Here is a 17,873-nt window from a genome sequence, read left to right on the forward strand (position 1 = left end):
ATTTTGACTCTATGTTTATGAAAATAAATAGAAATGCGGTGAGCCTTTATGAAAATAGTAAAGCTAAATGAATCTTTTATTTTTGAATTACTTAATCTTTGCAAATCTGTTGGATGGTTACACGATGAAATTTTTATGAAAAAACAATTCGAAATGTATCTTTCTATCGGCACACTTGTAGGTTACATTCATGAAAACAAACTCATTGCGACTGGAGGAGTATTTCCCTTTACAAGTAACTTCACTTCCATTGGTATGTTAATCGTTCACCCTAATTTTCAAGGACGCGGAATCGGGCGCATGTTGCTAAATCATTGCTTGGAACAAATTCATCCAAAACAACCCATTGCACTTATTGCGACAAAAGCTGGCGAACCTCTATACACATCATGCGGATTTCAAACAGCAACAACGATTCATCGTTTTGAAAAGCAAACTATTAAGACGTCCCCTTCTCACTTACAACAAGTACAAGAAGAAGACCTTATATCTCTTACTTCTCTCGATCAAATTGCAACTGGTATGAATCGTTCTCTACTTTACTCTTTGCTATTACCAAGGGCCGTACACTCTTTTAAAATTGAAAGAAATAACTGTATAGAAGCTTTTTCATTATGCATACGAAAGGGCAATATATTATGTATCAATCCACTTATCGCCAAGCAAGAAGAAGATTCTATTCAATTATTAAAAAAGATATGTGAATGTTGGAATGGTATAGTACGAATTGATGTCCCACACTCACAATTTACATTTCGTCAATTTCTTCAAACAGAAAATTTCCAAGAAACGCTCCTTTCACCTCTTATGATAAAAAATGGTAGCCAACTTCCTGGAAATCGTAATATGCTATTTGCTATGATAGATACAGCGTTATGTTAGAAAGGAGACACCTAATTGAAGCGATTTAGCTATTTTATGGTAGGTTGTCTTACTCTTACACTATTAGTAGGATGTAGTGCAGCAGAAAAGCCAGTAGAACAAGTAAAGCAAGTTAAAAATACAATTACAGCGAAACTAGCTACCGAGGAAAAAATGGTAGAAATAGATGGTCAAACCATTTACTTTAAAAAGATTGGTAATGAAAAACCACCTTTACTTATGATTCATGGCTTTGGAGGGTCATCAGATGGTTTTCAAAAGATCTACTCCGATTTAGCAAAAGATCATACAATTATTTCTGTAGATGCTTTGGGATTCGGGCGCTCATCTAAGCCAATGGATTTTTATTATTCTTTTCCAACTCATGCAAATTTGTATTATAAATTAATGAAAAAACTAGGATATGATTCATTCGCAATACTGGGGCATTCCATGGGGGGAGAAATTTCTCTAAATTTAACATATTTATATCCTGAAGCAGTTACTCACCTTATTTTAACTGATGCTACAGGTGGCCCTCATACATTCGTTAATAAACAAGGCTCACCAAAACCACAATTGTCGACTGATTTAAATGCCGTTTCTTCTATTACAGATTATGATGAGAGCAAAGTGAAATTCAAACGTAATGATGAAGAACATTATAACAAAATGAAACTATGGCCTAGACGTCTTAAAATTAATGCGAATGAAATGAAACAGCCAACTTTAATTATATGGGGCAGAAATGATAGTAGCGTTTCTTGGAAAGAAGGAGAAACGTATCATCAATTCTTAAAAAATAGCACTTTACATATTATTGAAAAAGGTTATCATGCACCATTTCGCCAAGAACCACAAGAATTTGTCGGGTATGTACAAGACTTCTTTAAGAACAATCCGATCAAAATTGAAAAATAACATAAACGGGTATCTCATTGTGAGATACCCATTTTCATATATTAAGCAGCTTGCTTTTGGCGTTTTTGAGTTTTTGATCCTAATACTTTCGGGATAACGAAGCCATCCATTCCAAATTTCCCAGCGTTCATACCGGCAACAAGAACAAACATAGATAAGATAACCATCTCAGGGTTCACACCAATTGACCCACTAAACATATAGGAAAAGTTCATTACAAGACCAAAAAAGACCGCTGTTTTTGTTAAACAGCCTACAATTAAACCAATTCCGACTAAAATTTCTCCCCATGTTACAAGCGTATTAAACAAATCTACATTTGGAATTGCAAATTCTTGTAAGAATGATGCCCACCAAGATTGAACAGCCGGTTGTGCACCTTTAGATTTTTCAATTGCGCCTTGCAAATAACCTGTTGCATCGAATCCTTTTCCTTGTAGTTTACCGATTCCAGCCATTAACCATGTGTAACCAAGATATACTCGAATTACTGCTAATACAAAAGAAACTGCTTTGTTTTCTCTTAAAAATTGAATAACCATATCTTCCTCCTAAAGTTGTAATTAAGTTAGTTACAGTTAATATAATAACATTAGTTACTCATTTTTCAAACGTTAATTATGAATAATTCATGACATGTGTATGAAACATTAAAAACTAACGTTTATATAGTAACTTTTATTACCTGTAAAAACTTGAACATATCATACCACAAGTGATAATCATTTTCATTGAAAAAAATGCAAAAAAATTGTGAGTTAAATGTGAAACACGTTTATTCGAATATAGAATAAACGTGTTTCACACTAATTATAGAATCGAAATGTATGTGTCTCCTCATCAATTAAACTCGCTTCTTGAAACGCTTCTTCTAACGTTTTCCCATGGTTAATAACCCCATAAAATAAGCGTATAGTAAACATAAGTGCTGCATTTCCATCTACATAATCAATCGATCCCATATATGATTTTGCACCACTATGTAAAAAAGATTTTGCAAGTTTTTGCTCCCCTAATGTGCACCCGCTATTTACAATATGTGTATTATGCAATTTTGCATATTTATAAATTTCTGCTTTACCAAAATACCCTCTCGGTTCATCTTGTTCATATACTTCTTCGCCTAACTCTTCCATGACAAACTTCCCTTCTTCACCATGAAAGCAAAAAATAATATAATTAATATCGTTAAATAAGTTCTTTCCAGAAAGAACTTCCACAAAATCTTTCGGTCTACCAATCCAATATGTCACAACTCTTGCACCAAAATACTCAAGAGATGCTCGTATTGATTGCGCCTCTAAATCCGAATTAAAACCAACTACTAATGCAATATTCAACAAACAACCTCCATCCTATAATCAGCCCTTATCAATCAGACTTTTATGGGATAAATCCATTTCATATATACCTGTTTCTTTCAAAAAATCTGATCTAGTTAAAACGACTTTATGTAAATATTGCCTATATGCTGTAATTGTTCCATCGTGAGATACAATGCAAATTCTTTCCGCACCCAGTTCATAACACCAAAGAAGAAATTCATCTACTATTTGCTGAAAACTATTCTCTGAAATAGTGTTTATACCTTCCTTCCATAACTGATTATTTGAGCTTTTCTCTATCGAAAAATGCGGAAATAACTTTGTTATCATTCCCTGATCTACTATATAATCGCACGGTAATGTTTTCGCTCCTTCTCGATAAGGAAAAATACGTGGAGATACATATGGATGGACTATTTTTTGACAAGCTACTTTCGCACTCCATATTGTCGCCGTTTGTAAAGTTCTAAGTGTAGGACTAACAATTAATATATCCGCTTCTTGTAATGATACATCACGTTGAAGTAACTTAGCTTGAGCCTTTCCTACTCTCGTCAATGGTGGGTCAAACACTTGTAAACTTTCTGGTAAATCCGTTGTATGTTCACCTTCACCATGCCGAACAAAAACGATTTTCATATTCAGTCTCCTCTTACTATAAAATCCTCACACATATTTCTTCCCTATTGCATTCTTTATTCCTGCTGTATAAAAACCGATATGTAAAAAAGGTTTGACACGAAGGTTTGTAAAATATTACAATATTACATGTAAAATACTTTTTACACCGAAAGGAGAATTACATATATGAAATGGATAATTGTCTTTATTGGAATGATTGTATGGGGATATATAAACGGCTTCTTTAGTAGTGATAAAACTGCTAATCCTTGGATTGCAGATGATGAACGTGAAACAAAAATTAAACAAAAAGCAATTACGGCAAGCTGGTCCGGTGTTTTTATGTTTTGTACCATTAGCCTCTTAAATAAATGGTTAGGTTTAAGCACAAACGATAAATCACCGTACTTACCAGACCCTATCGCAGCTTTTTTAAAAGAAAATGTAGAGATACAAGTTTTACTCATGCTATTTGTTATGTATGGAATATTTTACTTACATTATCGAAGAAAATTAAGTGCCTAATTTCTAACTCATGATTATCCTCCTAAATGGTTATAGTAATCATGACAAAATGAAAGGAGAGATATAAACATGAGTAACTCGAATGAATTTTTAGATACACTACATGAAAAACAAGCAAAAGATGAACAAAATAGAAAGCGACAAGGGAACGGAAACCCAGCGAAAAAAAAGCCAAATAAAACACATAAATAACAATAAAAAACTGCCTAAAATGATTTTTTAGGCAGTTTTTTATTGTTATTTCACCGAGATAACATTTCCCCAATTCCATTTCTCATAATACCACGCTGGTACATCTATATTTTCAATCCACTTCTTTTCCTGTTTCCCATCTTTATGAGCAAGCCATACATCCGCTTTCTTACGGTCTGAACGTATCCAAATTAATTGATTACTCTTCTTCATGAAGATCGGGTGGTAATCCCCTTGCTTGTTCGTTTTCTTTGTGATTTGATGCTGTGCATTACTTGTACTATCGACCTCATATAAAGATGGTAGTGGCCTTTTTTCTGGTGGAGTTTCTATTCCTGCCTCTTTTGCTCGTGAAACGATAATTACTCTATCGTTCTTCCATACAAAATCCCAATCAACATATCCTTTCGGCGTAAATATGTTCTGCTGAAGTGCTGGCAATTCCTTTACTTTTAAATGTTTATTTTCTAATGTAACTCTTCCGCTCCCTTCAATATAAGCTAATATATTTTTTGATGGTGCCCATTGAAACCATTGTTCGTTTAATAACATTTGATCTACTTTTTCAAACCGACTTCCATCTGCACGAACTAAGCAAAGCGTATTACTATCAGCTGACCATGAAGCTGTCGGTACCGCTAAAAATGAAATCCACTTTTGATCTGGTGACCACTTAAAGCCACTTGCTACTAGCGCTAGAAAATCATCATGTTCATTTGGCAATGCATACAAATGCTTCATTTTGTGAGGATTCATATGTGCATCTTTTTGCACTTCATATAGCTGAGCCCCTGTCCATCCTGTTGGAAGTAAGTTCGCTTCAGAGGATACAAGAAAGTTCTTTCCATCAGGGTACCATGCATAATCCCCTACACCAGCCGATACATTTTCAAAATCTGCATTCTTTTTTTCTACATCAAATGTATTTAATGTACCTGTAAATATAAATGCAATTATATTTTCTGTTGGTGACCATTGATAATTCGATGCTTCTGAGTGAAACGGCGTAACTTTTTTTCCATCTTTCAGCCGATATAACTCAAGAATACTTTGTTTCTTCCCTTTTACATATGCTAGCCACTCCCCGTCATATGACCACTTCGGCCCTGTTATGTACTCTCCTTTTGTAATCTGTATTTCTTTCCCATCAACTTTAATCCAAAGGTTATGATGACGAATAAAAGCAACTTTCACACTATTATTTTCTGCACTAGTAATAGTGATAGAACATAAAAACATAAACAACACTACACTACCACTTACCATTAGCCTTTTCATACCATCACTCCATTTCCCTCATAGCATTCCTCACTTTCTTCCTACAATATGTGAAAAATATCGATTCGACATAATCAGAAAAAATTCCCCAAGAAATTTTCAATTCATAGAGGATTGGTATGAATTATGTCGAAAGTATAGTTTAGCCAACATTTATATTTATAAGTTCTAACTAAAATGTAAGATTACATTTCTGAATATTGGCACTTTTTTATTAGGGGGAGTATCAATGAAAAAAACTACATCTACACTATTAAGCATGGCGCTTGTCTTTTCTAGTTTTGGAGCTTTAAGCGCTCATGCTGAATCACTACAAAAGGAGAAGCAATTTAGTCCACAATTAAAAACAACGATTGAACAGTGGGGAGAACATAAAATTGCTCAAAATGTTGAAACGAAAACAACAAAAGAAATATCAGTAATTGTAGAATTGCAACATGCACCTCTCGCTGCTCAAAGTAATATTCAGCATGCTCCAGATTTACAAAATAGTAATGCGCAGTCTTATCATGCTGAGCTAAAAAAAGCACAAGAAGATACGACTAAGAAAATAAAAGAAAAAGCACCTGGTGCAAAAATTAAAGAAGTGTATAATACGTTATTTTCCGGATTCTCTATTTCAGTTCCTGGAGATCAAATTACCTCTCTTGCCTCTTTACCTGAAGTAAAAGCAGTCTATCCGAACTTAACATATAAATTGCATGAAACATCAAAAAGTACTACTAACGAAGAAGCACCAAATATCGGTGGACCGACAATTGGTGCACCTGACGCGTGGAATTTAAAAGATCCATCTGGCAAACCGCTTGATGGAAAAGGCATGAAAGTAGCCATTATCGACTCTGGCGTAGACTATACACACCCTGACTTAAAGGCAAATTATATCGGTGGATATGACACGGTTGATGAAGATAGCGATCCAATGGATGGTAACGTACATGGTACTCATGTAGCTGGAATTATTGCGGGTAATGGAAAAATTAAAGGCGTTGCTCCAAACGCTTCTATTCTAGCCTATCGTGTAATGAATGACGGTGGAACTGGTACAACAGATGATATTATCCAAGGGATTGAGCGAGCGATTCAAGATGGTGCGGATGTGTTAAACCTCTCCCTTGGGCAGGATTTAAATGTACCTGATCAGCCTGTAACATTAACGTTAGAACGAGCAGCGAAACTTGGTGTTACTACTGTCGTTTCAAATGGAAATGACGGACCAAAACCTTGGTCTGTTGATGCTCCCGGTAACGCAAGTAGTGTCATTTCTGTTGGAGCATCTACGGTTTCTATCCCGTTTCCAACATTCCAAGTAGCTGGTTCCAGCAAAACATATCAAGGGTTACCGTTATCAAAATCCGATTTTCCAATAGGAAATGATTCCCCTCTTGTATACGTTGGTTATGGCAATCCAAGTGATTATGCAAAACAAGATGTGAAAGGGAAATTCGCACTTATTTTACAAGGTACTTCTAGTACATTAGTAAAGGCAGAACAAGCGAAACAAGCTGGTGCACTTGGTGTGTTATTAATCTCTAGCGAAAAAGAAATTAATATGATGCCGGAATATTTTTCACGTGAACATCTAGCTGTCCCAGTAATGCAATTATCAAATACAAATGGGGAAGAATTAAAAACTTTAATTACAAAACGAAAGAAAAATATAAAAATTGGACAACCAAAGCAAACAGAACTTATCGGTAACTTTAGTTCAAGAGGACCATCACAAGGAAGTTGGCTAATAAAGCCTGATGTTGTTGCACCTGGAGTACAAATTACTAGTACAGTACCGCGAGGCGGCTATGAATCGCATAACGGAACAAGTATGGCTGCTCCGCAAGTAGCTGGAGCGGTTGCCCTCTTGCGTCAAATGCATCCTGATTGGACGACAGAACAATTGAAAGCGGCTCTTGCTAACAATGCAAAAACATTACATGATGTCAATGAAAATACATACCCTGTTATGGCACAAGGATCTGGTTTAATTAACATTCCGAAAGCAGCTCAAACAAATGTATTAGTAAAACCTAACAATGTCAGCTTTGGTCTTATTAAGCCAAATAGTGGAAAAGTAAAACTGACGCAAAATGTTACATTACAAAACCTTTCTAGTAAAAAGAAAAGTTTTTCAACTCGTGTGGAGTTACTAGATGCAAACACAAACACAAAAGTAAAAGCTTCTGTCCCTTCATCGATTAGCATTCAACCGAATAGTAGTACCGAAAAACCATTTACTATCACTGTAGATAGCTCACTACCACAAGGTGTGTATACTGGAAATGTATATGTAAAAGAACAAGGGGCAAAAGAAGAAATTCGAATTCCATTCACATTTAGTATCGAGCCTAAAGATTATAAACGTATCGATGGACTTGAAATTATTAATTCTACTTTTAGCCCAAATGGCGACCACGTACTAGATGATAATCTCATCAACTACTATTTAGTTGCGCCTGTGGATGATGTAACATTGCATGCAAATTTAGTTACGAAAGAACGTGTAACGTATCAAGGGATTATCCATCAAGCTAAAAATGCAACTCCTGGATACAAACCTTTCAAATGGAATGGTACAAAAGCAGATGGCACTCCTTTAGCTGACGGGCTATATCAAATCGAAGCAGTTGCTTCTAATTCTGGCGGAGAAACAAAACAAACAGCTGCTGTATTTCTTGATCGAACTGCACCTAAGTTAACATACGAAGTTGACCAAGAAAATCTCGTAATTAGAGGAAAAGTTGATGATATTCTACTAGATTGGATGTCAGAATCTGGTTGGATAGCACCTGGTATTCCAGTGAGAATGCAATATGAAATTAACGGAAATGGTGTATGGGACCAGGCATTCCTGAACCCTTGGGAGAAAAGCTATGACATTTATTTCGACCGTACTCAATTACAAGAAGGAAAAAATACTATTCACATTGTAGCAACTGATGCAGCTGGCAATACCTCTAATTTAACTGTTAATTTAGAAGTGAAATAAAGTGAAACTTTAATCAGTAGAGATTTCGTTCATCCCCACTGATTATTACCCTTCACCAATCGGGAGTTACGGGCAGTTAATCTCCCATCTCACTTCTTTGCTCCAACCGAATTTTGAGGTAGGAATTTTACTGCTCATTAACACGGGATAAAAAATTTTTGTTGACAATTTTTTTAATATAGTTTTATAATACAAAACATAGTTTAGTTAAACGAATTATATATCGGCTTTGAAGGAATACTAGTAGCGACTTATATCACTGTCTCAGAGAACTGATGGTTGGTGCGAATCAGTACATATATAAGCGTGAATTACAATTCTGGAGCTTCTTTCCCGTAATGCTTTTTATGCATGAAGAGAAAGACGGATCTTTCCGTTATCGTAAAGTGAGTGGTAAACAATTAGTTGTTTACAAATAGGGTGGTACCGCGATTTTTATCGTCCCTATCGGATTTTCCGATAGGGACTTTTTTGCGTCCATCCTCTTACACAATTTCATATATACGCGTTGAAAGAATCGCAGTAGTATCTTATATCCCTGTTACAGAGAGCTAATGGTCGGTGGAAATTAGCACATATATAAGTATGAATTACAATTCTGGAGCTTCTTTTTCGTAGTGCTTTTATGCATGAAGGAAAAGACGGAATTTTTCCGTTATCATTAATTGAGATGTAAGTATATTTTCACTTACAAATAGGGTGGTACCGCGATTCTTTCGCCCCTATCGGATTTTCCGATAGGGGCTTTTTCTATTTCTCACAGAAACAGATGTTAAATAATTCCGAATCTTATGATAAAATTTTATAAGCGCTTACAAATAATGAAGGGAGGTGATACAAGCTATACGAAATCGATATTCAATTTTATAGAAAAAAAGGAGGATGTCTAAATGACAAAGAAAACAGAAATTCCATCGCATTTAAAACCATTCGTATCCACACAACATTATGATCAATACACACCGGTGAATCACGCTGTGTGGCGTTATATTATGAGACAAAATCATAGCTTCTTAAAAGACGTTGCTCATCCAGCCTATGTGAACGGACTACAATCATCTGGTATTAATATAGATGCAATTCCAAAAGTAGAAGAAATGAATGAGTGTTTGGCACCAAGTGGCTGGGGCGCTGTAACGATTGACGGACTTATTCCCGGCGTAGCATTCTTCGATTTTCAAGGACACGGATTACTACCGATCGCAACAGATATTCGGAAAGTAGAAAATATCGAGTACACACCAGCTCCAGATATCGTACACGAAGCCGCAGGACACGCACCGATTTTACTTGATCCTACATATGCAAAATATGTGAAACGTTTTGGGCAAATTGGTGCAAAAGCTTTCTCTACAAAAGAAGAACATGATGCATTTGAAGCTGTTCGTACATTAACGATAGTAAAAGAAAGCCCTACTTCTACTCCTGATGAAGTTAAGGCTGCTGAAAATGCTGTAATTGAAAAACAAAACTTAGTTTCTGGTTTATCAGAAGCTGAACAAATTTCACGTCTTTTCTGGTGGACAGTAGAATATGGATTAATCGGAAATATAGATGATCCAAAAATATATGGTGCTGGTCTCCTTTCTTCTGTTGGCGAAAGCAAACATTGCTTAACAGACGCTGTAGAAAAGGTTCCATTTTCTATCGAAGCATGTACAGGGACAACTTATGACGTAACAAAAATGCAACCACAACTATTTGTTTGTGAATCCTTTGAAGAATTAACAGATGCGCTTGAAACATTTTCTAAAACAATGGCCTTTAAAACAGGTGGAAAAGAAGGTTTAGAAAAAGCAATTCGCTCTGAGAACTATGCAACAGCTGAGCTAAATAGTGGATTACAAATTACAGGTACATTTAGCGAGACAATTGAAAACGATGCAGGTGAATTAATTTACATGCGAACAAATTCGCCAACGGCATTAGCGCTTCATAATAAACAGTTAGCAAATCATTCTACTTCTGTACACAGTGACGGATTTGGAACACCGATTGGATTACTCACTGAAAATATTGCATTAGAAAATTGTACAGACGAACAACTACAATCATTAGGAATTACAATTGGAACTATCGCTGAGTTTACTTTTGCAAGTGGTATTCATGTAAAAGGAACAGTAACAGATATTGTAAAAAACGATAAGAAAATTGCTCTTATTTCCTTTATCGATTGCACAGTTACTTATAACGCCCGCGTTTTATTTGATGCTTCATGGGGCGCATTTGATATGGCTGTTGGCTCACAAATCACTTCAGTATTCCCAGGTGCCGCAGATGCCGCAGCATTTTTCCCAATGGATGAAGAAGTTCACGAAATTCCTGCTCCACTTGTACTGAATGAACTTGAACGTATGTATCAAACAGTGCGAGATATTCGAAGTGAGGGGATTTTACACGACGCGCATATCGATCAATTAGTAGCAATTCAAGAAGTATTAAATAAATTTTATGCGAAAGAATGGTTGCTGCGCCTTGAAGTATTAGAGTTACTTTTAGAGCATAACAAAGGGCATGAAACATCGGCAGCATTACTACATCAACTTTCTGCCTTCACAACTGACGAAGCTGTAACACGCCTTATTAACAATGGTCTTGCGTTACTTCCAGTAAAGGATGTGAAAAATGATGCTAAGATTAACTGAAGAAGAAGTTCACGAAGAATTATTGAAGGTAGATAAATGGATGGTAAAAGATGAGAAATGGATTGAACGAAAATATATGTTTTCCGACTACTTAAAAGGAGTCGAATTTGTCTCTGAAGCCGCCAAACTATCAGAAGAACATAATCACCATCCATTTATCCTTATCCAGTATAAAGCAGTTATTATTACTTTGTCATCTTGGAATGCAAAAGGTTTAACGAAACTAGATTTTGAGCTTGCAAAACAATTTGATGAACTATTTTTACAAAACGAAAAAGCAATTATAAGAAAATAAAAGGAGAAGCCTTTTTAGGCTTCTCCTTTTATTTTGAAATGGATACAATGTCCAAATGGATCTTGGGCTTGTAATATTCCATCTTTGTACGTAGCAATCTTGCCAATATTTTTTAAGCTTTCACATACTTGCTCTTTTTGTTTTTCATTCGCTAGTACAACTGTGAAATATTTCAAACCAACAGAACCTGGCATTTGCGGTGGTACCCCTTCACCTTGCCATGTATTTAAACCGATATGATGATGATAACCACCTGCAGATACGAACAATGCTCCATTACGAGCTGGAATCGTTACTTCAAAACCAAGACCATCAACATAGAAACGTTTCGCTTCCTCTAAATCAGCTACATGAAAATGAATATGCCCCATCACAGTACCAGCTGGAAAGCCATTCCATGTACTTCCTTGCTGTAATAATTCTTCACCAGCTAACGGGTTACTAACAAATGGGAGTTCTCCATTCTCATCACGCCAAACTTCTTTTTGTCGATCATGATAAATTTCAATCCCGTTTCCATCTGGATCAGCTAAATAAAGAGCTTCACTAAAGTAATGATCGGCTCCGCCATGTAGTGGATATACCATCTCTACAAGATGACGAAGAACATTCGCTAAATCCTGTCTACTTGGTAATAAAATTGCGTAATGATATAACCCTGTTCTTCCTCTTTGCTTCGGAAAAGCTTCTTTCTTTTCTTCAATGATAAGAAGTGGTTCATCATTTTCATTCCCAAATGTAACGACTGCTTCTTCTTCTTTTAGCACCTTCATACTTAGTACTTCCGTATAAAACTCTAGTGATTTCTTTACATTAGATACGTATAAATGAACAACATCAAGTGTTGTATCGGGATGAAGTTGAAAACTCATCTTGTTAGCCCCCCCATTTAAATTAGTTCTTCTTTGACATTTTTTCTTTTAAGAAATTATCTACAAAACCATCAGCTTTTGCAACAAATAAGTATGCACCCATTGCTAATAATGCAAGTTCTAATTCGAAACCAGGATTTGTTCCATCTCCCAATAAACCAGCTGACCATTTCACTTTTACGATTGCTCCAACCATAACAAGTGCAAATAATAATCCAATATATCTTACACCTAAACCTAGAATTAATAATAGACCTCCAACTAATTCAAACGTTGCTACACCGTATGCAAGTCCTCCTGGTAAACCAATACTTGTAAACCATCCTGCAATATTGTCAATTCCTGATTGGAATTTTGTTAAACCGTGCATGAAGAATGTTACCCCTAACACGATACGAATAATTAAGTTACCAATATGTTGATTCATTTCATTCTCTCCTTTATAGTTTTCTTATACAAAACTTTTATTCACATTACAAAACATACACTAATTTTTTTTATTCGTCAATTCATTTTCACTGGGAAAAAATATATTTTTTTTGCTATGATACAAATAGTTGTTTACAAAAAGGAGCTTGATTTTATGAATATTGGTTCTGCAATACGTGAAATTCGTCAACGTAGAGGCATAACAATTGCACAAATTTGCGAGGGAACAGGTCTTTCTAAAGGATTTATGAGTCAGGTTGAAAATAATAAAACATCACCATCTATCTCAACTTTAGAAACGATCTCCAATTTTTTAAACGTTCCCCTTCCCTATTTATTGTTAGAGCAAAAAGATCGATTAAAAATTGTCAAAAAAGAAGAACGGAAATACAGTGTATACGGCAAAGATGAGCAAAGAATTGAACATGTTGCGGAGCAAGGGGGCCTTCGCCTATCTTTAGTAGAAATCCCTACTGGATTCCCGAAAGAAAACTCACCAAATGCCCATGAAGGGGAAGAATGTCACCTTGTATTACGCGGAAAACTAGAAGTTCAGCACGGTGAAGATATTGCAATTGTAGAAGAAGGTGATTCTTTCTCATGGAATGCATGCGTTCCTCATATTGTTCGTAATATAGGAGAAGAAACTGCATTATTACTCATCTCGAGTTATGCGGAAAATCGAAAACGTGTTTATTAAATAATAAAAAAAGAAGCCTGTTAAACAGGCTTCTTTTTTATCCCCTTATAATTCCATAACTTGTCCCAACTAGTACAGTCTTTTCATGCTGATTGCGATAAACTGACTCGATTGAAACTTTTTTATAGCCTTCCATTTGCTCAACATTTGTTAAAGTTAGTTCACAAGTGATCGTATCTCCTGTGAAAACTGGTCTAATAAACTCACTTACTAATTCTCTTGCTATGTAATGTAACTCTTCTCCCACTTTCGTCCCAATGCTAGCAGTCAATAAACCATGAACCATTAATCTTCCATTTTCATCGTATTCCATATGGTGTCTACCTTTATCACCGGTAATATTTGCAAATTCAAAAACTTCTTCCTCAGTAAATCTTCTTTCATATTTAAATACATCCCCAGCTTTTACACTCATTTTTATCCCCCTAATAATAAACAGAATTTTCTTTTATTTTATCATAAAACGAGCCTCAATCCATTCTCTATTATCAAAAGTCTCAAAATTACCTCGCTATACTTTTTTACTTTCCATTCATTTATCGGTGACCATCTCTTTTCGCGACTTGGTATCCATAATACGCACATGTTCCATTTCTCGATAGCTCTCTAACTTCAAATCCACAACTTCTATAAAAATCAAAATTGTTCGCTGATGTATGCGCAAACCAATCACCGTGGGGAAGTTTTTGCAGGCAAAGAGCTACAAGCTTCTTACCTAATCCCTTCCCTCTATATTCACACTTCACAACTAAATTTACTATGTTCGCAATCATAATTCCATCAGAAATGACTCTAACCATCGCAACCATCTCTTCCTCATCCCAAATTGTGAAAGCCCATGTTGAATTTTCGAATGCTATCGTAAATTTTTCAATTTGCCAAGAAGGGATATTATCATTACTCCAACCGGCATCTTCAAACAATGCTTTAATTGCATATGCTGGTACGCTACTCGTTCCCTCACGAATAATAAGTCCATTATGATAAATGTACATGTAATCCCCCCTTTATTTTCATATACCATTCTTCAAAAAATGCAATTTACCTTTAAAAAAGTAATTTTTCATCCAACACGTTTAATGGAATAAACAAGAACATCCATCCCATGAAATAAAGTTGTTTTCTCATAGCTGAGCCCTGTCTTTCTAGCAACAAATATTGAGGCGGGATGATTCGGGTTAATGAGAGAAATTAATTTATTCATTCGTAATGCTTGGAAACCGTAGTCTCGAAATGCTGCCGCCGCTTCTTTTGCATACCCTTTTCCCCAATACTGAGGAAGTAACCAATAACCAATTTCAATTTCCTCTTTTCCATCAATCTGCTGCTTTACCAGCCCTGCATGACCAATTCTTGTTCCCGTTTCCTTTTCAATCAATACAAATAAACCGAGACCGTTTTTATAGCTAGGAATGACCCACTCCTCCAAACTTTTTTTACACTGTATATATGTTTTTAACGTCCCATTTCCAATATAGCGCATTACCTTCTCGTTCCCCCATAGTGAAGCATAGAACTGTAAATCATCCATTGTATATTTGCGAATTTGTAAACGATCTGTATGAAACATGCCTGCACTCCTTTCCACTAATTTATTCTTAATTTCACGATCATGTTTTGTATGCATACGAAATGTTACTATTAATTATAAAGTGAAACTTTAATCAGTGGGGAATTTTGTTCACCCCCACTGATTATCAGCCCTCACCAATCGAGCGTTTACGGGCAGTGGATCTCCCATCTAACTTCTTTGCTCTAGCTGAATTTTGAGGCGGGAGACTTACTGCCCGCAAATAGCGGGATAAATGAACCCACAATAAAATACAGAATATTCATTCTTAACGACTAAAAAAAGCAGTAGACAAATTTCGTCTACTGCATCCATATCATAACTAGTATTAAGAAAACTACAGTTGAGGGGGTGTAGGATTTTCAAATATACTAGATACTTATCCCGTTCTAACGGGCGGTAAACTTTCCAATTGTTTCAAGTGAAAAGTTTACCGCACATAAGAACTTCCTTCGTTCATTAAGATAGTATTGCTAAATAATCATATACACGCTTAGATTTCTCTCCACCCATTCGTGCATGCTGAAGAAGAGAAATGCCATGAGGACCAGATGCACGCAATGCTTCTGGTTGAGCTACTAAAATAGCTTGTACAACTTCTAATTCACCAAGCATAGCTGCTGCAAAAATATCCATCCGAGCACCCTTTTCTAGTAAATAAAGAGCAATATCTTTACGACCTACATGTGCCGATGCCCCTAACGCACTTTCCCAATCTGATCCACCCCAATTATAAGAGGCGTGAAGTAAGCTTGGCGATTCAACCAATAGCTCTTGTACTTTCTCTAAATCCCCGTGAGCTGCCATAACAAATTCTCTTACTAATTCAGTGGTAATACGCTCTTCTGTTTGCATCGCTCTTCTCCCCTTTTAGAAATTCGTTTCGGTGTAAAAAACGGCTTGTCACTTCCTTGAAAGATATCTACATCTATGCCAAATACATGTTGAAACATTTCATGGCATAGCACTTCTTCTGGTATACCATCATACTGAATCTTTCCTCGCTTTAATACGAGTAAACGATCGCTATATTGAGCAGCTTGGTTAATGTCATGTAAAACCATTATAATTGTCATTCCATACTCCTCATTTAATCGTTTCACAAGTTCCATTACTTCCAACTGGTGAACGATATCTAAAAAGGTTGTTGGTTCATCCAATAATAAGACATTTGTACGTTGCGCTAGCGTCATGGCAATCCAAGCACGTTGCCGTTCCCCTCCTGATAAAGAATGTAAAAGACGATATTCATACCCTTCAAGATTTGTAACAGACAATGCCCAATCAACAATTTCTTCATCTTCTTTATTTAAGCGGCTACTCCATGATTTATGTGGACCTCTTCCGAACTCAATTAGTTCTTTCACTGTTAAATCTAATTGATGATCATGCATTTGTGGTAACATTGCTAATTGCTTCGCTACATCAGCACTCTTCATCATATGAATGTTTTTCCCATCTAAAATGATGTCCCCTTCGCTTTGTTTCAGTAGCCTTGCTATTAAACGAAGCAAAGTAGATTTTCCCGATCCATTCGGACCAATTAAACTAACGATTTCTCCAGCCTTAATATGTACATTCATATTTTGCATTTGAAATCTTTCAGAGTGTGCATAAAACACTTTGTTAACGGAAATCACGTTGTTTTCCTCCTCTATGAATTAAATATAAGAAGAACGGACCACCTAAGAAGGACAGTAAAATACCAACAGGCAATTCGATTGGATCGAACCAACTTCGAGCTATTGCATCCGCAAAAACAAGTAATACACCGCCGCCAAGGCATGATAAAGGTAGCAAATATCTATAATCATTTCCAACTAATAAACGTAGCATATGTGGTACGACAAGACCGACAAATCCAATAAGACCAGATACACTTACTGCAATTCCAGCTAATAATGTACTTACTACGATTAAATAAAACCGACTTTTTTCCACGTTATGTCCTAATAACTTTGCCATTTCATCTCCAAGCATTAACACTCGAATATGCTTAATGCCAAAGAAAGCTAATATAATGGCGAATATTGCATAATAAATAATCATGTTTAAATGTGCCCAACTTACACCACCAATACCACCCGCTAGCCACGGTAACACGGATTGTACTTTGTCACTATGTAATAACATTAATGCTGACGTTGCTGCACCAATTAATGCATTGATCGACACCCCTACTAAGACGATTCTTGAAGGTGGTGCCCCTTTTTGCCATGATAAAGCATAAATAACCATCGCTGTTATGAAAGCTCCTAAAAACGCCCCTAGTGGTAAAAAAGCTAGATGCTGTGGGAATAAAATCATGATGACAATTGCTACAAGACCTGCCCCAGATGAAACTCCGATAATACCAGGATCTGCAAGAGGGTTTCTCATAACCCCTTGCAGCAGTGTACCAGATGCAGCTAAACATGTTCCTACTATAAACCCAACGAGCACTCTCGGTATGCGAAGATCCCATACAATTCGATGTACTGTCGAACCCTCATCTTGTATACCTGTTAGAATGTCTCGTACAGAAAAGGATAAACTTCCTGCGAAAAGACCGTAAAAGAGGCCTAGAATTGTTAATACAACTAAAGTAACTGCTATTATCCATCTTTTTTTCGCAAAAGGATGTTCCTTTTCTCTTACTACTTCACTACTTTCCATA

Annotated in this window: 20 protein-coding genes and 2 other annotated features; of the genes, 8 read left to right on the top strand and 12 right to left on the bottom strand. The window is 36.1% G+C overall.

All coding sequences use genetic code 11. From position 1 onward, the window contains the following. Positions 1 to 48: 48 nt before the first annotated feature. Together AC0ONG_RS20460 and AC0ONG_RS20465 are read left to right on the top strand one after the other, a co-directional pair. Positions 49 to 882 (top strand): GNAT family N-acetyltransferase, encoded by an 834-nt coding sequence (locus AC0ONG_RS20460; RefSeq protein ID WP_000706699.1) that lies wholly within the window; start codon positions 49 to 51, stop codon positions 880 to 882. A 15-nt stretch (positions 883 to 897) separates the two neighbouring features. After that, positions 898 to 1,782, top strand: coding sequence for an alpha/beta fold hydrolase (locus AC0ONG_RS20465; protein WP_000819811.1), 885 nt, complete (start codon positions 898 to 900; stop codon positions 1,780 to 1,782). 41 nt (positions 1,783 to 1,823) lie between these two features. Here AC0ONG_RS20465 and AC0ONG_RS20470 read toward each other — a convergent pair whose 3' ends face one another. The 3 genes from AC0ONG_RS20470 to AC0ONG_RS20480 all read right to left on the bottom strand — a co-directional run bounded on the left by AC0ONG_RS20470 (position 1,824) and on the right by AC0ONG_RS20480 (position 3,746). Then, on the bottom strand, positions 1,824 to 2,324 hold the full coding sequence (locus AC0ONG_RS20470; protein WP_000236608.1) for a DoxX family protein: 501 nt from the start codon (positions 2,322 to 2,324) through the stop codon (positions 1,824 to 1,826). A gap of 264 nt (positions 2,325 to 2,588) precedes the next feature. Further along, positions 2,589 to 3,125 (bottom strand): hypothetical protein, encoded by a 537-nt coding sequence (locus AC0ONG_RS20475; RefSeq protein ID WP_014894881.1) that lies wholly within the window; start codon positions 3,123 to 3,125, stop codon positions 2,589 to 2,591. 18 nt (positions 3,126 to 3,143) lie between these two features. Then, entirely contained in the window at positions 3,144 to 3,746 is a 603-nt protein-coding gene (locus tag AC0ONG_RS20480) for a histidine phosphatase family protein (protein WP_000706247.1), read from the bottom strand. Between the two features lie 168 nt (positions 3,747 to 3,914). Between AC0ONG_RS20480 and AC0ONG_RS20485 the strand changes: the two genes are divergently transcribed. Together AC0ONG_RS20485 and AC0ONG_RS20490 are read left to right on the top strand one after the other, a co-directional pair. Further along, positions 3,915 to 4,253, top strand: a complete 339-nt coding sequence (locus tag AC0ONG_RS20485; RefSeq protein WP_000871144.1) for a hypothetical protein — start codon at positions 3,915 to 3,917, stop codon at positions 4,251 to 4,253. 69 nt (positions 4,254 to 4,322) lie between these two features. Then, positions 4,323 to 4,445 (top strand): DUF4023 domain-containing protein, encoded by a 123-nt coding sequence (locus AC0ONG_RS20490; RefSeq protein WP_000071866.1) that lies wholly within the window; start codon positions 4,323 to 4,325, stop codon positions 4,443 to 4,445. Between the two features lie 45 nt (positions 4,446 to 4,490). Here the strand turns inward: AC0ONG_RS20490 and AC0ONG_RS20495 are convergent, their stop codons facing one another. Then, positions 4,491 to 5,723, bottom strand: coding sequence for a TolB family protein (locus AC0ONG_RS20495; RefSeq protein ID WP_000826290.1), 1,233 nt, complete (start codon positions 5,721 to 5,723; stop codon positions 4,491 to 4,493). 229 nt (positions 5,724 to 5,952) lie between these two features. Between AC0ONG_RS20495 and AC0ONG_RS20500 the strand changes: the two genes are divergently transcribed. The 3 genes from AC0ONG_RS20500 (at position 5,953) to AC0ONG_RS20510 (ending at position 11,646) form a co-directional block, all read left to right on the top strand. Beyond that, positions 5,953 to 8,706, top strand: coding sequence for a S8 family peptidase (locus tag AC0ONG_RS20500; protein WP_000754159.1), 2,754 nt, complete (start codon positions 5,953 to 5,955; stop codon positions 8,704 to 8,706). A 220-nt stretch (positions 8,707 to 8,926) separates the two neighbouring features. After that, positions 8,927 to 9,155: a binding site (T-box leader), on the top strand. 50 nt (positions 9,156 to 9,205) lie between these two features. Continuing rightward, positions 9,206 to 9,433: a binding site (T-box leader), on the top strand. Positions 9,434 to 9,596: 163 nt separating this feature from the next. Beyond that, the gene (locus AC0ONG_RS20505; RefSeq protein ID WP_000163192.1) at positions 9,597 to 11,351 is read left to right on the top strand and encodes an aromatic amino acid hydroxylase; all 1,755 of its coding nucleotides are present in this window, start codon (positions 9,597 to 9,599) and stop codon (positions 11,349 to 11,351) included. Further along, positions 11,332 to 11,646 carry a 4a-hydroxytetrahydrobiopterin dehydratase gene (locus tag AC0ONG_RS20510; protein WP_000979537.1) on the top strand — a complete coding sequence of 105 codons (315 nt, stop codon included), beginning with the start codon at positions 11,332 to 11,334 and terminating at the stop codon, positions 11,644 to 11,646. The genes AC0ONG_RS20505 and AC0ONG_RS20510 overlap by 20 nt, the downstream gene beginning before the upstream one ends. Positions 11,647 to 11,660: 14 nt before the next feature. On the opposite strand, the gene AC0ONG_RS20515 is transcribed toward AC0ONG_RS20510, so the two are convergent. After that, the gene (locus tag AC0ONG_RS20515) at positions 11,661 to 12,518 is read right to left on the bottom strand and encodes a VOC family protein (protein ID WP_000009841.1); all 858 of its coding nucleotides are present in this window, start codon (positions 12,516 to 12,518) and stop codon (positions 11,661 to 11,663) included. Between the two features lie 22 nt (positions 12,519 to 12,540). Continuing rightward, the gene (locus tag AC0ONG_RS20520; RefSeq protein WP_474203859.1) at positions 12,541 to 12,945 is read right to left on the bottom strand and encodes a DoxX family protein; all 405 of its coding nucleotides are present in this window, start codon (positions 12,943 to 12,945) and stop codon (positions 12,541 to 12,543) included. A gap of 156 nt (positions 12,946 to 13,101) precedes the next feature. On the opposite strand from AC0ONG_RS20520, the gene AC0ONG_RS20525 reads away from it, so the two are divergent. Next, entirely contained in the window at positions 13,102 to 13,647 is a 546-nt protein-coding gene (locus AC0ONG_RS20525; protein WP_001020693.1) for a helix-turn-helix domain-containing protein, read from the top strand. Between the two features lie 37 nt (positions 13,648 to 13,684). Here AC0ONG_RS20525 and AC0ONG_RS20530 read toward each other — a convergent pair whose 3' ends face one another. The 6 genes from AC0ONG_RS20530 to AC0ONG_RS20555 all read right to left on the bottom strand — a co-directional run bounded on the left by AC0ONG_RS20530 (position 13,685) and on the right by AC0ONG_RS20555 (position 17,872). Then, positions 13,685 to 14,062 carry a hotdog family protein gene (locus tag AC0ONG_RS20530; RefSeq protein WP_000111562.1) on the bottom strand — a complete coding sequence of 126 codons (378 nt, stop codon included), beginning with the start codon at positions 14,060 to 14,062 and terminating at the stop codon, positions 13,685 to 13,687. A 121-nt stretch (positions 14,063 to 14,183) separates the two neighbouring features. Beyond that, positions 14,184 to 14,642, bottom strand: coding sequence for a GNAT family N-acetyltransferase (locus AC0ONG_RS20535; RefSeq protein ID WP_000276127.1), 459 nt, complete (start codon positions 14,640 to 14,642; stop codon positions 14,184 to 14,186). A 68-nt stretch (positions 14,643 to 14,710) separates the two neighbouring features. Continuing rightward, positions 14,711 to 15,274 (bottom strand): GNAT family N-acetyltransferase, encoded by a 564-nt coding sequence (locus AC0ONG_RS20540; RefSeq protein ID WP_003263049.1) that lies wholly within the window; start codon positions 15,272 to 15,274, stop codon positions 14,711 to 14,713. Positions 15,275 to 15,676: 402 nt separating this feature from the next. Beyond that, complete coding sequence (locus AC0ONG_RS20545; RefSeq protein ID WP_001192766.1) at positions 15,677 to 16,072, bottom strand: ankyrin repeat domain-containing protein; 396 nt, start codon at positions 16,070 to 16,072, stop codon at positions 15,677 to 15,679. Then, the gene (locus AC0ONG_RS20550) at positions 16,039 to 16,857 is read right to left on the bottom strand and encodes an ABC transporter ATP-binding protein (RefSeq protein WP_000626531.1); all 819 of its coding nucleotides are present in this window, start codon (positions 16,855 to 16,857) and stop codon (positions 16,039 to 16,041) included. Before AC0ONG_RS20550 ends, AC0ONG_RS20545 begins: the two co-directional genes overlap by 34 nt. After that, entirely contained in the window at positions 16,844 to 17,872 is a 1,029-nt protein-coding gene (locus AC0ONG_RS20555; protein WP_002082127.1) for a FecCD family ABC transporter permease, read from the bottom strand. Before AC0ONG_RS20555 ends, AC0ONG_RS20550 begins: the two co-directional genes overlap by 14 nt. Position 17,873 lies beyond the last annotated feature (1 nt).

The sequence above is a fragment of the Bacillus sp. TCT6 genome (genome assembly GCF_056033845.1).

Excerpts from the sequence above, each read along its gene's own strand:
- AC0ONG_RS20460 (WP_000706699.1), top strand. The coding sequence starts at position 49 with ATGAAAATAGTAAAGCTAAATGAATCTTTTATTTTTGAATTACTTAAT.
- AC0ONG_RS20470 (WP_000236608.1), bottom strand. The coding sequence starts at position 2,324 with ATGGTTATTCAATTTTTAAGAGAAAACAAAGCAGTTTCTTTTGTATTA.
- AC0ONG_RS20480 (WP_000706247.1), bottom strand. The coding sequence starts at position 3,746 with ATGAAAATCGTTTTTGTTCGGCATGGTGAAGGTGAACATACAACGGAT.
- AC0ONG_RS20485 (WP_000871144.1), top strand. The coding sequence starts at position 3,915 with ATGAAATGGATAATTGTCTTTATTGGAATGATTGTATGGGGATATATA.
- AC0ONG_RS20490 (WP_000071866.1), top strand. The coding sequence starts at position 4,323 with ATGAGTAACTCGAATGAATTTTTAGATACACTACATGAAAAACAAGCA.
- AC0ONG_RS20495 (WP_000826290.1), bottom strand. The coding sequence starts at position 5,723 with ATGAAAAGGCTAATGGTAAGTGGTAGTGTAGTGTTGTTTATGTTTTTA.
- AC0ONG_RS20500 (WP_000754159.1), top strand. The coding sequence starts at position 5,953 with ATGAAAAAAACTACATCTACACTATTAAGCATGGCGCTTGTCTTTTCT.
- AC0ONG_RS20505 (WP_000163192.1), top strand. The coding sequence starts at position 9,597 with ATGACAAAGAAAACAGAAATTCCATCGCATTTAAAACCATTCGTATCC.
- AC0ONG_RS20510 (WP_000979537.1), top strand. The coding sequence starts at position 11,332 with ATGATGCTAAGATTAACTGAAGAAGAAGTTCACGAAGAATTATTGAAG.
- AC0ONG_RS20515 (WP_000009841.1), bottom strand. The coding sequence starts at position 12,518 with ATGAGTTTTCAACTTCATCCCGATACAACACTTGATGTTGTTCATTTA.
- AC0ONG_RS20520 (WP_474203859.1), bottom strand. The coding sequence starts at position 12,945 with ATGAATCAACATATTGGTAACTTAATTATTCGTATCGTGTTAGGGGTA.
- AC0ONG_RS20525 (WP_001020693.1), top strand. The coding sequence starts at position 13,102 with ATGAATATTGGTTCTGCAATACGTGAAATTCGTCAACGTAGAGGCATA.
- AC0ONG_RS20530 (WP_000111562.1), bottom strand. The coding sequence starts at position 14,062 with ATGAGTGTAAAAGCTGGGGATGTATTTAAATATGAAAGAAGATTTACT.
- AC0ONG_RS20535 (WP_000276127.1), bottom strand. The coding sequence starts at position 14,642 with ATGTACATTTATCATAATGGACTTATTATTCGTGAGGGAACGAGTAGC.
- AC0ONG_RS20540 (WP_003263049.1), bottom strand. The coding sequence starts at position 15,274 with ATGCATACAAAACATGATCGTGAAATTAAGAATAAATTAGTGGAAAGG.
- AC0ONG_RS20545 (WP_001192766.1), bottom strand. The coding sequence starts at position 16,072 with ATGCAAACAGAAGAGCGTATTACCACTGAATTAGTAAGAGAATTTGTT.
- AC0ONG_RS20555 (WP_002082127.1), bottom strand. The coding sequence starts at position 17,872 with ATGGAAAGTAGTGAAGTAGTAAGAGAAAAGGAACATCCTTTTGCGAAA.